The sequence below is a fragment of the Rhodococcus sp. 2H158 genome, assembly GCF_053764755.1.
Genome location: NZ_JBSNCE010000023.1, coordinates 22,713 through 36,080, shown reverse-complemented (window position 1 = coordinate 36,080; position 13,368 = coordinate 22,713). Strand labels below are relative to the sequence as shown.

Sequence of the window (13,368 nt, the reverse complement as noted above, 5' to 3'; positions counted from 1 at the left end):
GCGGGATGTCCGCCGCCCGGGGCTGCGCCGGACGACCCGCCCGGATCACTCGGTACTGTGGATCCGACCCAGCGGCGACGAGGAGCACCACCATGACCACCGACCACGACGCGCTACCCGTGGACGAGGCCGTGCGAGCCGTGCGCACCAGCTCCCGCCGCAAACAGGTGCTCGACGCCGCGGTGACGGTCATGCAGCGGACCGGGTTCCACCAGATGTCCATGCAGGCGCTGGCCGACGAGGCCGGGGTGAGCGTGGGGCTGATCTACAAGTACTTCGGTGGCAAGGAGGACGTCCTCCTCGCGACCATCCTCGCGATCCTCGACGCCTTCCGCGACCAGCTCGAACCGGCCATGGACGCCGTCGGCGACGACCCCGTCGAGCGGCTCGTCGCCGGGATGCGGCGCTACATCGAGATCGTGGACGAGAACCTTCACGCCACGGTGCTCACCTACCGGGAGAGCCGCACCCTCGACGCCGCCGGCCGCGCCCGGATCAAGGAGCTCGAGGTGGAGTCGTCGGCGCCGCTGCGTGCCGCGCTCGACGCGGGGATCGAGGCGGGTGTGATGAACCCGGTCGACGTCGACCTGATGGTCTTCGACATCATGCTGCTGGCGCACGGTTGGGCGCTCAAGCACTGGCACTTCGGGGCGATCTACACGCTCGACGAGTACATCCGGCTCCAGACCCGCTTCGTGCTGAACACGCTCCTCCCGGCCGAGCGCCGCGACGACTACGCGCAGTTGCTCACGTAGCCGACACGGGAAGCAGGTCACCGCCGAGAGGTAGCGACCAGCGCGCCCCGCGGACCGTCTCGATCGCGTGGTGGCGGGAGGTCGGCATGATGCCGGGCAGCAGCAGCGTCCACATCTGGTCGATCCGCTCCTCGAGGTCGACGCGCCCGGCGAGGACGTCGGACAGGAGCTGCACGCCCGTGAACGCGGAGATCACGAAGTGCGCCAGCATCGACGGATCGAGGTGGGCATCTAGGTCGCCTTCCTCGACGGCACGACGGCCGAACGCCTCGCAGGCCGTGATCCAGTCCAGGTACGGCCCGGCGGGCTTGTCGAGACTGCCGAGTTCGAGGGTGAGCCGGATCCCGGCGCGCACGACGGGATCCTCGATCATCTGCCGGCCGATGCCGTGGCACAGCATCACGATCTGTTCGAGGGTCGACACCTCGGTGCCGGCGATCGCGTCGACGAGCGCGATCGAGCGGCGGTGCTGCTCGGCGACGATGGCGCCGGCGAGGTCGATCTTCGACGCGAAATGGAAGTACACCGCCCCCTTGGACAGTCCCGTGTCGCGGAGAATGTCGGCGAAGCTGGCGCCGTGGAACCCTCGTTCGTCGAACATCGCGGCGGCGGCGCGCACGATCTGCTGCCGGGTCACTGCGGCGCGGGCTTGCTTGGCCACTCACTCACCTTTCTCGCGAGGCGGATTCCGACGAGACACCTCGGCCCGAGGCATCCGACATACATCCCCTCGACAACCCCCGACCGACATACCGCCGACTCCCCTGGGCGGTCCGCCGGGATCCGCGTCGATCCCGGCGGAAGGCACCAGCCACCTTAACAAGACCGATCGACCGTTCAAGGAAGGGTGGACGGCACCGGCGTGCCCGCCGCGGTCCGCCTCGGCAGCGCGGTCCGCCTCGGCAGCGCGGTCCGCCTCGGCAGCGCGGTCCGATCGGCGGACCCGGTCTATCCGGCGCCGAGGGCCTTCTTCGCCGCGTCCTGCGCCTTGTCGACCTGCTCGGCGTACTTCCCGCCGGTCTTGCGGTCCGCGAGATCACCGGCCTTCTCGATCGCCTCGTCGACCTTGTCGGGGTTCTGCGCCGCGAACTCCTTGCCCTTGTCGACCAGCCCCTTGACCGAATCCATGAAACCCACGTCGCGTCCTTTCGTCCGAATGATCGAGCGGGCCCAGCCTGCCACAGCAGGTCACGACCGGACGTGGAGCCGTGTCCGACGCCGCGCTATCGGGCGTCGGGTCCGGGAGCCGGGCCGGGTCCGGCAGCCGGGCCCGGTCCGCGACCTTCGGTGCCGAGGGTCTTCTTCACCGCTTCCTGCGCCTTGCCGACGTGCCGGGAGTACTTTCGGGGCCCCTTCGTCCGGGCGAGATCGCCGGCCTTGTCGATGGCGTTATTCACCGTGTCCGGGTTCTTCCGGGCATAGTCCTTGCCCTTGTCGACCAGGCCCTTGACCGAATCCATGAATCGCATCGGGTCCATCCCTTCTCTGTGCAATGGTCGGATCGTCACCAGCGTGCCACCGGTGGACGCAGAGCGGGAGATCCCTGTCGGGACCTCCCGCCGAAGACCTGCACTGCTACGGGCTGCGCGGGCCCGGCGGCGCCTGCGGACCGGGATCTGCATCCGGACCGGGCTGTCCCGGGGGACCCGGAGGCGTACCGGGGACGGGATTACCCGCGGTACCGAGATGCTTCTTCGCGGCGTCCTGCACCTTGTCCACGTGCTGGGCGTACTTGCCGCCCGTCCGGGCATCGGCGGCGTCGCCCGCCTTGTCGACGAACCGGCCGGCCTTGTCGGGGTTCTTCTCCGCGTACGCCCTGCCCTTGTCGACGAGGCCCTTGATCGAATCCTTCAAACCCATTTGCCGCTCCTTCCGTTCGAGGGATCGATGCCTCAGCGTGCCACCGCGGGCCGGTTCCCAAACCTGCCGCGGCCGGGGCAGTGGCATCGTCCCCGTCAGTGCACGCCCGGCAACAGGTCCTCACTGGCGGCGAACAGCCGGCGGTGCTCACCGTGGACCCGCCCGGTCACCCACCACGAGACCTCCACGAGGACCACGCCGATCGCCCCGCACGTGAACGCCGTGACCATTGCGCCGACGTTGGAGATGTCGAGGGCGAAGAACTCGCGGGCGAAGGGGAAGGCGAACAGGACCACGTATCCGAGCACCGAACCGGCCAGCAGCACCAGTTTCCACATCACGTACGGCCGCGCCACCACGGCGAGCACCCACAGCGCGATCATGATCAAGGTGATCAGCGCCGCGGTGCCGGCCTGCATCTTCTGCGCCTCGGTCTGCTCGGGCCCGGCGTACACCAGGACGTAGCAGACGAACGTGCTGATCCCGATGATCACCCCCGACGGGATCGCCAGGCGCATCACCCGCGACACGAAACCGGAGCGGGCCCGCTCGTTGTTGGGGGCGAGCGACAGGATGAACGCGGGGACTCCGATGGTGAACCACGCCGCGATCGTCACGTGCCGCGGCAGGAACGGATACGGCATCGGCTCGTAGCCGAACACCTGGGACAACGCGCCCGACAGCCCCACGAGGAACGCCAGCAGCACGGAGTACACGGTCTTGGTGAGGAACAGGTTCGAGACCCGCTCGATGTTGCCGATCACCCGCCGGCCCTCGGCGACGACGTAGGGCAGGGTGGCGAACCTGTTGTCCAGCAACACGATCTGCGCGACCGCACGGGTAGCCGGGCTGCCGGAGCCCATCGCGACTCCGATGTCGGCGTCCTTGAGCGCCAGCACGTCGTTGACCCCGTCGCCGGTCATGGCGACGGTGTGCCCGCGCGACTGCAGTGCTCCGACCATCGCCCGCTTCTGGTCGGGCCGCACGCGACCGAAGGTGGTGGCCGAGTCGAGGGTGTCGGCGAGCCGGTCGCGGTCCTCCGGCAGGGTGCGCGCATCGACGGGGTGATCGGCGTGCGGCAGGCCGAGCGACGTCGCGACCGCGCCGACCGACACGGCGTTGTCGCCGGAGATGACCTTGACCTCGACCTGCTGGCTCGCGAAGTACTCGAGGGTCGGCTTGGCGTCGGGCCGGACCCGCTGCTCGAGCACCACGAGGGCCTGGGCGGTGACCGTGCCGGGGGCCTGCGGGTCGTCGACGGGGCGGTCGCACCGGCCGAGCAGCAGCACCCGCAGCCCCTGCGCCCCGAGCGCCTCGGCCCGCCGGGCCGCCGCCGAGCCGGGATCGAGCAGCACGTCCGGGGCGCCGAGCACCCAGTCGCCGTGGTCGCCGTACGACTGGCCGCTCCACTTCTTCGCCGACGAGAACGGGGCGACGGCGGTGGCCTCTCCCCAGCCGGGATCGTCCGGCATCGCCTCGCGGACGGCGAGGACGCTGGCGTTGGGACGCGGGTCGTCCGCGGCCATCGCCGCGAGCGCGGCATGGGCGGCCGTCTCGTCGCTGCCGTCGACGCACACGACGTCCGCCAGGCGCATGCCGTTCTCGGTGAGCGTGCCGGTCTTGTCGGCACAGACCACGTCGACGCGGGCGAGGCCCTCGATGGCCGGCAGTTCCTGCACGAGGCACTGCCGGCGACCGAGACGGATCACGCCCACCGCGAACGCGATCGACGTCATCAGCACCAGGCCCTCGGGGACCATCGGAACGAGCGCGGCGACCATGCCGCTGAGCGCCGGGCCGAGCGCCTGGCCGCTCGAGAACAGCTGGTTGTAGATGATGAGCAGGCCCGCCGGGATCATCAGGTAGGTGATGAATTTCAGGATCTTGTCGATACCGGCGCGCAGTTCCGAGTGCACGAGCGTGAACTTGCTGGCTTCCTCGGCGAGCCGGGCCGCGTACGCGTCGCGGCCGACCTTCGTGGCCCGGTAGGCGCCGCTGCCCGCCGCGACGAAGCTGCCCGAGAGGACGTGTGCGCCGAGCTCCTTGTGCACAGGATCGGCCTCGCCGGTGAGCAGCGACTCGTCGAGTTCGAGCCCCTCGGCCTCGACGACGAACCCGTCGACCACCGCCTGGTCGCCGGGGCCGAGTTCGATGATGTCGTCGAGCACCACCTCGCGCGGCGGGAGCTCGGCCACCACCCCGTCACGGCGGACGAGAGGCTTGGCCTGGCTGACGATCGCGAGCCTGTCGAGGGTCCACTTGGCGCGGACCTCCTGCACGATGCCGACGGCGCTGTTGAGGATGATCAGCAGGCCGAACATGCCGTCGATGATCGAGCCGGTGGCCAGGACGATGGCCAGCAGGACGGCGAGGATCGCGTTGATGCGGGTGAAGACGTTGGCGCGGACGATCTCGCCGACCGACCGCGACGCCCGGTCCGGCACGTCGTTGGTGGCGCCCCGGGCCACGCGTTCGGCGACCTGCTCGGTGGTCAGGCCCAGCTCGATGTGCCGCGCGTCGGTCGGGGGTGCGGCCGCCTGGTCGGCGACGGCGGTGGGCTCCTCTGCTGCCATGGGAATCAGGCTAAGCCACCCGCTGCGGTCCGCCGCCGGGCCGTGACGCGCCTCGCGCCGGCTCAGCTGTCCGGGCGGACGAACTCGGGCTGGTCGAGCACGCGCAGCCAGCTGCCGTCGGGCTGGCGGCGGGCCACCTGGGCCCGGGCGCCGGCGCCGTCCTTCGGCGGGGTGGCGGTCAGCGCGAGGTCGCCGCTGATCAGTGTCGGCAGCGGCGGCTCGGGTTCGAAGCGGGCGGCGTGTTCCAGCACCTGCTCCCACAAGCGGCGGATGGCCTCGCGGCCCACCGTGCGACCGCCCGGCGGGTAGGCCATCACGGCGTCCTCCTCGTACAGTGCGGCGACGCCCGCCGCGTCGCCGGCGTTGGAGCGCTCGACGAACAGGCGGGTGAGATCCTCGGGCTGCCAAGCCTTCTCAGCGTCGGACACGGTGATCCTCTCTAGGAACGGAAGCGGGACACCTCCAGCCTCCGGCCCGCAGAGCCAGAAGTCCAACAGATTGTTCTGATCGAAACTAGAATCCGAAGTTATGGAACTGCGGCAGCTCGAGTACTTCGTCGCGGTGGCCGAGGAGGCGAACTTCACCCGGGCCGCCCACCGCGTCCACATCAGCCAGTCCGGGATCAGCGCCCAGGTCCGCCGGCTCGAGCACGACCTCGGCGCCGCCCTGTTCGACCGCTCCACCCGCACCGCCACCCTGACCACGGCCGGGGAGGCGGCACTGCCGCACGCCCGGGCCGCACTGGCGTCCGCCGCGGCCGCCCGGCAGGCGGTCGAGGAGGTGACGGCACTGATCCGCGGACGGCTGGTGGTCGGCATGGTCACCGCCTGCACCGTCACCGGGCTGTTCGATGCCCTCGCCGCGTTCCACCGCGCGCACCCGGGGGTCGAGATCACCCTCGTCGAGGATGCCTCCGACCGGCTCGTCGAGCGGGTCCGCTGCGCCACCGTGGACCTCGCCCTCGTCGGCTCCGCCGGCACCCCGCCTCCGGGACTCGAGGCGCTCACCCTCGTCAGCGAACCGATCGTCGCGGCCGTGCCGCCCGGCCACCCGCTGACCGGACGCGCCCGCCTCACGCTCGCGGACGTGTGCGCGCACCCCGTCGTGTCCATGCCCGCGGGCACCGGGATCCGGACCGTGTTCGACCGGGCGTGTGCCGCTGCCGGCCTGCGCCCCGACATCGCCCTGCAGGCCAGTTCCCCGGACACCGTCGCCGACCTCGCCCTCCGCGGGCTGGGCGTGGCGATCCTCAGCCGCTCGATGACCGCGCAGTTCGAGGGCCGGTTGTGCGGGCTCACCGTGGACGACGCCCCCGCGCCCGCGGTGCTGTCGCTGATCTGGTCCGATACGGACGCTCCGGCTCTGCGCGAACTCGTCCGGCACAGCCGTCGCGCCTTCGCCGTCGCAGGGACCTAGGACACTTCCCGGGCGGGCGGGCCGCGGCCGAGAATGGGGGACGCGGCCGGTCGACCGGCCGGAGCCACGACGAACAGGGGGCGGACATGAATCTCGAGGACCTGATGGCCAAGGCGCGCGACACGGTCACGGTCAAGCGCGTGTACTCGGAGCCCGTCGAAAGGGACGGCCTGACGGTCATCACCGCGGCCGTGGTCTCCGGCGGTGCCGGCGGAGGCGGGGGGTACTCGCCCGACGGGGAGAACGGCGAGGGCGGCGGCTTCGGCGTCGGGGCTCGCCCGGTGGGCGCGTACGTCATCAGCGGCGGCAAGCTGTCGTGGCAGCCGGCGGTGGACGTCAACCGCATGGTGCGCACCGTCGCGAGTGTGGCGATCGCCTTCCTCGTCACACGGGCACTCGTCGAACGCAAGCGTGCCGCCGCGACGCGCTGACACCGCTCACAGCGTCGCGAGGACGAACGACAGCACGAATCCCGCGGCGGTGCTCAGCGCGACCGTGGGACCGCCCTTCTCGTAGGCCTCCGGCATGAGCGTGTCGGCCAGCGACGCCAGCACCGCGCCCGCCGCGAACGCCAACGGCAGGGAGATCGTCTCCGGCGGGGTCACCGCGAGCGGCCCGGCCCCGACGACGACGGCGACGGTCAGCAGCGCGGCGCACGCGACCCACACCCCGAGGATGTACCTCCGGGACCGGCCCTGAGCGCGCATGGAGGCGCTGCCGACGAGCGACTCCGGGAAATTGGACACGAAGATCGCGACCAGCAGGGCGAGGCCGCCGGTGCCCTCCCCCAGGGACACACCGAGCGCCACGTTCTCGGGCACCCCGTCGAGCGTGACCGCCGCCAGCAACGCCAGCCCGGCCGCCCCGCTCACCGAGGACGACGACGGCGCGGTTTCCTCGGCGGCCGCGTCGACGTCGAGTTTCTCGCTGCCGTGGTCCTTCTCGCGCCGGCCCTCGGCCACCCGGTCCAGCCACGCGCTGAGCACGGTGAACACGAGCGCGCCGACCGCGAGCCCGATCGCCGCGCGCCAGATGCCGCCCTTCTCGTACGAATCCTCGAACAACTCGAACGACAGGGCGGTGATGAGCGCGCCGGCGGCGAACGCCAGCATCGCCGCGAGAACGCGTTTGGGGATCTCCACCCATCCGCCCACCAGGGCACCGAGCACCAGCGCGCTCGAGGCGATGATCCCGAAGAGCAACGATTCGACGATGACCCCGCCCTCCCTCCGACGCTCCCCGACGGACGGCGGGATACCCGCTGCGGCGGCCCGGAAACCCCTACCGGACCGTGGTCAGCCGAGCGGAACCCACCACGGATCCTGCGAGCCCGGCCGCAGTGCGTCGACCCGCTGCCCCGGCATCGGCACGGCCGTGGGCACCCCCTCCTCCCGAGCGGCCGGCAGGAGCCGCGCGATCGGCTCCGACCACGCGTGGAACGCCAGGTTGAAGGTGCCCCAGTGCACGGGGACGAGCAGGCCGGGGTGGTCGCCGCCCCCGAGATCGAGGTGGGTGCGCACCGCCTCCTCCGGGTTCATGTGCACGTCGGGCCACCGCGGGTCGTACGCCCCCACCGGCAGCAACGTCAGATCGAACGGGCCGTACCGGTCCCCGATGCCGGCGAACCGGGGCGTGTAGCCGCTGTCGCCGCCGAAGAACGCGGTTCGCGTCGGCCCCGCGATCACCCACGACGACCACAGCGTGATGTTGCGGATCAGGCCGCGGCCGGAGAAGTGCCGCGCCTCGGTGCACGTGACGGTGAGCGCACCCACCTCGGTGTGCTGGTCCCAGTCCAGCTCGACGATCCGGTCGTCCGGGATCCGCCACCGGCGCAGGTGCGCGCCCACGCCGAGCGGCACCAGGAACCGGGCCTCGCGCTGCGTGGCCGCGAGCGCCTCGACGGTCTCGCGGTCCAGATGGTCGTAGTGGTCGTGGGAGATCACCACGGCGTCGATCGGCGGCAGTTCCGCCAGTTCGACCGGCGACGGGTGCAGCCGGGCCGGGCCCACGGCCGGCGACGGCGAGACCCGCTCGCTCCACACCGGGTCGGCGAGGATCCGGTGGCCGTCGATCTCGAGGAGGACGCTCGAGTGCCCGTACCAGGTGACCGCCAGTTCCGCGGCCTGCACCGGCGCGAGCTGCGGCGCGAGCGGCACCGCGTCGCGCGGCGTGCCGGAAGACCGTCGGGTGAGCATGTCCTTGACGAGGCTGCCGCCGGCCTCGGGCAGCACCGTGCTGCTCGGCTCCGAGTTGTGGAACCGGCCGTTCCGATACCGGGGTGAGCCGGCGGCGTACGGGCGGATGTCCGCCGGGGTCGCGCCGATCGAGCCCGGGACGCCGCGGGCGGCGCGCGCCACCCACAGCAAGCCGACGCCGGCGAGGGCGGACGAGGCGGTCTGCTTGACGCTCACCCCACCACTGTAGAGGGGCGCGGGCGCGCTCAGCGGCCGCGGAAGACCGGATCCCGGCGTTCCGCGCGGGCGAGCCGGGCCTCCTGGACGTCCTCGCTGAGCCACGCCGCGGCCAGCGCGGCCGTCTGCTCGGGCGACGGCTCGTCGCGGGTGCCGTCGTCGTTGAGGAACAGCTTCATCGCGTGCAGCGACAACGGTGCGAGCTTGGCGATCTCGTGTGCCCAGGACTGCGCGGCGACGAGGTCGCCGATCCGGTTGGCCAGGCCGCGGTCCACGGCCTCGTGGGCGTCGACCGGCTCGGCGGCGAGCAGCACGGCCCGCGACGGGCCGCCGCCGAGCAGGGAGACCAGCCGTCGTACCGTCCACCGGTCCACCGAGATACCAAGGCGCGCCGCGGGAATCGCAAAGCGAGCACCCGGCGCGACGACCCGCAGGTCCGCGGCGAGAGCGAGCTGGGTGCCCGCGCCGATGGCGGGGCCGTTGATCGCGGCGATCACCGGCACGGGTGCCTCCTGGATGGCACGCAGCATCTCGCCCAGGCTGTCGAGGAATCCCTCCGCGTAGACGTCCCCCGACAGGTCGGCGCCGGCGCAGAAGCTCGAACCCCGGCCGGTGATCACGACCGCACGCGCACCCCCGTCGAGCGCCTCCTCGAGTCCCTCCCGCACCTGGACGCACAGCTCGGTGTTGAGCGCGTTGCGGCGCTCCTCGCGCCGCAGTTCGAGCGTGACCACGTCGCCGTCGCGGCTGATCCCCATCATGTGTGCTTCACCTTTCGTCGCCGGCACGCATCATCGCACCCGCCGCGCACGGGCGCGAGGTCGCTCCGCGTCAGTCCTCGTCGGCGCGCGGCCGGCCGGGCTTGCGGATGCGCCCGGCGTCGCGCGGCATGCGTCCGGCCTCGCTCAGCGCGCGCCGGAGCAGGAACTCGATCTGTGCGTTGGTGCTGCGCAACTCGTCGGCGGCCCACCGCGCGAGCGCGTCGTGGACCGCCGGGTCGAGCCGGAGCAGGAGCTTCTTGCGTTCCGCCATGGCGTCGACGAGCCCTCAGGCGTAGAGCGATCCGGTGTTGAGCACCGGTTGCGCGCTCTGGTCACCACACAGGACCACGAGCAGATTGCTCACCATCGCGGCCCTGCGCTCCTCGTCGAGTTCGATGGTGTGCTCCTTCTCGAGCTGTTCGAGGGCGGTTCCGACCATGCCGACCGCGCCCTTGACGATCTGCTCGCGCGCGGCGATGACGGCGCCCGCCTGCTGACGGCGCAGCATGGCCTGTGCGATCTCGGGCGCGTACGCGAGCCGGTTGATCCGGGACTCGACGACCCGCACGCCGGCGGATCCGACCCGCTCGTCGACTTCCGCGGAGAGCCTCGAGGTGATCTCGTCGGCGTTCTGCCGCAGCGACAACGTCTCCGGGCCCGCGTCGTACGGGTAGCTGCCGGCGATGTGGCGGACGGCCGCCTCGGTCTGCACGGCGACGAACTCCTCGAAGTCGTCGACGTCGAACACGGCCCGGGCGGTGTCCTCGACCTGCCACACGATGACGGCGGAGATCTCGATGGGGTTGCCGTCGGCGTCGTTGACCTTGGCGATCCCGGTCTCGTGGTTGCGGATGCGGGTGGAGATCTTGCGCCGGGTGTTGAGCGGGTTCATCCAGCGCAGCCCGTCCTGCCGGAGGGTCCCCGAGTACGAGCTGCCGAGCAACTGCAGCACGCGGGCCTCGTTGGGTTCGACGAGGACCAGGCCGGCGAGCGCCACGGTGGCGGGGACGAACAGCACCGCGCCGGCCACGACGAGTGCGACGTTGTGGTTCACCGCGCCGAACACGGCGAGCGCCGCTGCCACGACGTCCACGGCGAGCGCGATCGCGAGGACGGACCAGCCGCTCGCGGATCTTCCGGGCCGTTCGATGGTTGCGGAGGGGGTGGCGGACATGGCGGTGACTCCCTTCCCGGTCATTGCAATGCGATATTAAAGTGATATCACATTTTTGGTCGGGCGGGAAAGCCGTGAGCCCGCTCCGCCGGTGGTCGCGCGGCGGTCGCGCCGGCCCCGATCGTGCCGACGGCACCGCCCCCGATCGTGCCGACGGCACGGCCCCGATCGTGCCGACGGCACCGCGGCGACGGGGACGCCGGTGCATCATGGGTGCGGACCCACGGAAGGGAGGGCGGTGATGACGACGGACGCACCGGCGACCCCCGTCGACGTCGTGGTGATCGGCGCGGGCCAGGCCGGGCTGTCCACCGCCTACTTCCTGCAGCGGTTCGGCGTCGAACCGGAGTCCGGGTTCGTCGTGCTGGACCGGTCGTTCGGCCCCGGCGGCGCCTGGCAGGAGCGGTGGCCGTCGTTGACGCTGAGCACCGTCAACGGAGTACACGACCTGCCGGGGTGGCCGTTCTCCGAAGCGGTCGACACCACCGCCGGGCAGGTGCCGGCGGCCGCCGCGGTTCCCGAGTACTACCGCGCCTACGAGGCGCGCTTCCACCTGCCGGTGCACCGCCCCGTCCAGGTCGGCGTGGTGTGCGACCGCGGCGAGCGACTGCGGGTGGAAACCGACCGCGGCGTGTATTCCGCCCGCGGACTGGTCAACGCCACCGGCACGTGGGAACACCCCTTCGTGCCCTGGTACCCGGGCGCCACCCGCTTCCGCGGACGCCAGCTGCACACCCGGGACTACCGCAGCGCCGACGAGTTCACCGGCCGCCACGTCCTCGTCGTCGGCGGCGGCATCTCGGCGGTGCAGCTGCTCGACGAGATCTCCCGCGTCACCGAAACCACCTGGGTGACCCGCCGCGAACCCGCCTGGCGCGACGAGGATTTCACCCCGGAACTCGGCCGGGCCGCCGTCGCGCTGGTCGAGGACCGGGTACGGCGGGGCCTACCGCCCGGGTCGGTGGTGTCGGTGACCGGACTACCGGTCACGCCCGCGATCCGCGCGGCCCGCGAACGCGGCGCACTCGACCGCCTCCCGATGTTCGACGAGATCACCGAGACCGGCGTCCGGTGGTCCGACGGCACCACACTCGACGTCGATGTCATCCTGTGGTGCACCGGTTTCCGCAGTTCCCTCGACCATCTCGCGCCCCTCGGCCTGCGCAATCCCGGCGGCGGCATCACCATGACGGGGAAGCTGGCGACTCAGGTCGCCGCGGACCCGCGGATCCACCTCGTCGGGTACGGGCCGTCGGCATCGACCATCGGCGCGAACCGCGCCGGTCGCGCCGCCGCCCACGAACTCGTCGACCATCTCGCGGCCACCGCGCCGGGGCCGTGATCCGCCGCATCGGCGCCGTCCTGGCGATGGTGGCCGCCGGACTGGTGCTCACCGCGCCGGCGACGGTCGAGATCGCCGTGCTGCCGCCGCCACCCCCGGCACCCGCCCCGCCCATCGTGCCGCCCACCACCGAGGAGGTGTCGGCACGGATCACGCCGGCCGTCGTCACCCTCACCGCCAACCGCGGCTGGCGCGGCATCTCGGGCACCGGCATCGTCCTCACCGCCGACGGCACGGTGCTCACCAACCACCACGTCGTCACCGGCGCCACCGACATCAGCGCGATCAGCCCCCACACGGGTGCGAGCTACGACGTCGCGGTGCTCGGCTACGACACCACCCTCGACATCGCCGTACTGCAACTCGGCTCCGCCGCCGGCCTGCCGGTCGCGGCCGTCACCGAGAGCCCCCTTCCGCAACCGGGAGCGCCGGTGACCGCTTTCGGCAACGCGGACGGCGGCGGGGTCGTCGTGCCTGCGCCCGGCACGGTCGTCGCCGTCGACAAGACGGTGTCGGTGCGCGATTCGATGGACGGATCCCTGCGCCGGCTCAGCGGAATGCTGCAGGTCGACGCGGCGATCCGGCCCGGGGACTCCGGTGGTCCGCTCGTCGACGCGTTCGGCACCGTCGTGGGGGTGAACACCGCCGGTGCCCTCGAACCGGATCCGGCCGTCGTCCCCGACCCACCCGAGGCGTACGCGGTGCCCATCGGGATCGCCCTCGACGTGGTGGACCAGGTCCGTGCCGGCACGAGCGCCGGGACGGTGCACGTCGGCCCGACCCCGCTGCTCGGCGTGAGCGTCACCACCGACCGGACCGGCGGCCAGGAGACCGGCGCCGAAGTGCTGTGGGTCGGCTACGGCACCCCGGCCGCCGGCACCGACCTCGAGATCGGCGACGTCATCGTCGCGTTCGACCGGCGCCCGGTCTCGTCCACGGCGGACCTCGAGGAAATGCTGATGGCGCGGCGGCCGGGCGACAGCGTGGAGATCGGCTGGCTCGACGCCGCCGGGCAGCGACGCACCGACACGCTCACGCTGGACTCCGGCCCGCCCCGCTGACCGGCGGCCGGCGCG

General features: G+C 72.0%; 16 protein-coding genes. 5 read left to right on the top strand and 11 right to left on the bottom strand.

Annotation, left to right across the window (positions count from 1 at the left end):
* Nucleotides 1-92: 92 nt before the first annotated feature.
* Nucleotides 93-755 carry a TetR/AcrR family transcriptional regulator gene (locus ACWPOB_RS21200; protein ID WP_455402005.1) on the top strand — a complete coding sequence of 221 codons (663 nt, stop codon included), beginning with the start codon at nt 93-95 and terminating at the stop codon, nt 753-755.
* Here ACWPOB_RS21200 and ACWPOB_RS21195 read toward each other — a convergent pair.
* The 6 genes from ACWPOB_RS21195 to ACWPOB_RS21170 all read right to left on the bottom strand — a co-directional run bounded on the left by ACWPOB_RS21195 (nt 748) and on the right by ACWPOB_RS21170 (nt 5,616).
* Nucleotides 748-1,416 (bottom strand): ScbR family autoregulator-binding transcription factor, encoded by a 669-nt coding sequence (locus ACWPOB_RS21195; RefSeq protein WP_455402004.1) that lies wholly within the window; start codon nt 1,414-1,416, stop codon nt 748-750. The two genes, ACWPOB_RS21200 and ACWPOB_RS21195, sit on opposite strands and share 8 nt — an antisense overlap.
* 287 nt (nt 1,417-1,703) lie before the next feature.
* Entirely contained in the window at nt 1,704-1,892 is a 189-nt protein-coding gene (locus ACWPOB_RS21190; RefSeq protein WP_006941081.1) for an antitoxin, read from the bottom strand.
* Nucleotides 1,893-1,978: 86 nt separating this feature from the next.
* Nucleotides 1,979-2,224 (bottom strand): antitoxin, encoded by a 246-nt coding sequence (locus tag ACWPOB_RS21185; protein WP_100056966.1) that lies wholly within the window; start codon nt 2,222-2,224, stop codon nt 1,979-1,981.
* Nucleotides 2,225-2,330: 106 nt separating this feature from the next.
* On the bottom strand, nt 2,331-2,615 hold the full coding sequence (locus tag ACWPOB_RS21180; RefSeq protein WP_100056965.1) for an antitoxin: 285 nt from the start codon (nt 2,613-2,615) through the stop codon (nt 2,331-2,333).
* 95 nt (nt 2,616-2,710) lie between these two features.
* Nucleotides 2,711-5,188 (bottom strand): HAD-IC family P-type ATPase, encoded by a 2,478-nt coding sequence (locus ACWPOB_RS21175; protein WP_455402003.1) that lies wholly within the window; start codon nt 5,186-5,188, stop codon nt 2,711-2,713.
* 62 nt (nt 5,189-5,250) lie between these two features.
* Complete coding sequence (locus ACWPOB_RS21170) at nt 5,251-5,616, bottom strand: YybH family protein (RefSeq protein WP_455402002.1); 366 nt, start codon at nt 5,614-5,616, stop codon at nt 5,251-5,253.
* Nucleotides 5,617-5,716: 100 nt separating this feature from the next.
* Here ACWPOB_RS21170 and ACWPOB_RS21165 point away from each other — a divergent pair, with 100 nt between their 5' ends.
* Both ACWPOB_RS21165 and ACWPOB_RS21160 read left to right on the top strand, forming a co-directional pair.
* A complete protein-coding gene (locus ACWPOB_RS21165; protein WP_100058260.1) occupies nt 5,717-6,604 on the top strand; it encodes a LysR family transcriptional regulator in 888 nt (295 codons plus the stop codon).
* Between the two features lie 86 nt (nt 6,605-6,690).
* Complete coding sequence (locus tag ACWPOB_RS21160; protein WP_100058261.1) at nt 6,691-7,035, top strand: sporulation protein; 345 nt, start codon at nt 6,691-6,693, stop codon at nt 7,033-7,035.
* A 6-nt stretch (nt 7,036-7,041) separates the two neighbouring features.
* Here the strand turns inward: ACWPOB_RS21160 and ACWPOB_RS21155 are convergent, their stop codons facing one another.
* The 5 genes from ACWPOB_RS21155 to ACWPOB_RS21135 all read right to left on the bottom strand — a co-directional run bounded on the left by ACWPOB_RS21155 (nt 7,042) and on the right by ACWPOB_RS21135 (nt 10,950).
* A complete protein-coding gene (locus ACWPOB_RS21155; RefSeq protein WP_100058262.1) occupies nt 7,042-7,806 on the bottom strand; it encodes a ZIP family transporter in 765 nt (254 codons plus the stop codon).
* Nucleotides 7,807-7,899: 93 nt separating this feature from the next.
* Complete coding sequence (locus ACWPOB_RS21150; RefSeq protein WP_455402001.1) at nt 7,900-9,015, bottom strand: MBL fold metallo-hydrolase; 1,116 nt, start codon at nt 9,013-9,015, stop codon at nt 7,900-7,902.
* Nucleotides 9,016-9,044: 29 nt separating this feature from the next.
* Complete coding sequence (locus ACWPOB_RS21145; RefSeq protein WP_100056920.1) at nt 9,045-9,776, bottom strand: enoyl-CoA hydratase; 732 nt, start codon at nt 9,774-9,776, stop codon at nt 9,045-9,047.
* Nucleotides 9,777-9,846: 70 nt separating this feature from the next.
* Nucleotides 9,847-10,047 carry a hypothetical protein gene (locus tag ACWPOB_RS21140; RefSeq protein ID WP_029541885.1) on the bottom strand — a complete coding sequence of 67 codons (201 nt, stop codon included), beginning with the start codon at nt 10,045-10,047 and terminating at the stop codon, nt 9,847-9,849.
* Between the two features lie 15 nt (nt 10,048-10,062).
* The gene (locus ACWPOB_RS21135) at nt 10,063-10,950 is read right to left on the bottom strand and encodes an SPFH domain-containing protein (protein ID WP_455402045.1); all 888 of its coding nucleotides are present in this window, start codon (nt 10,948-10,950) and stop codon (nt 10,063-10,065) included.
* A 241-nt stretch (nt 10,951-11,191) separates the two neighbouring features.
* On the opposite strand from ACWPOB_RS21135, the gene ACWPOB_RS21130 reads away from it, so the two are divergent.
* Nucleotides 11,192-12,292 (top strand): NAD(P)-binding domain-containing protein, encoded by a 1,101-nt coding sequence (locus ACWPOB_RS21130; protein WP_100056919.1) that lies wholly within the window; start codon nt 11,192-11,194, stop codon nt 12,290-12,292.
* Nucleotides 12,289-13,353 carry a S1C family serine protease gene (locus tag ACWPOB_RS21125; protein WP_100056918.1) on the top strand — a complete coding sequence of 355 codons (1,065 nt, stop codon included), beginning with the start codon at nt 12,289-12,291 and terminating at the stop codon, nt 13,351-13,353. Before ACWPOB_RS21130 ends, ACWPOB_RS21125 begins: the two co-directional genes overlap by 4 nt.
* Nucleotides 13,354-13,368 lie beyond the last annotated feature (15 nt).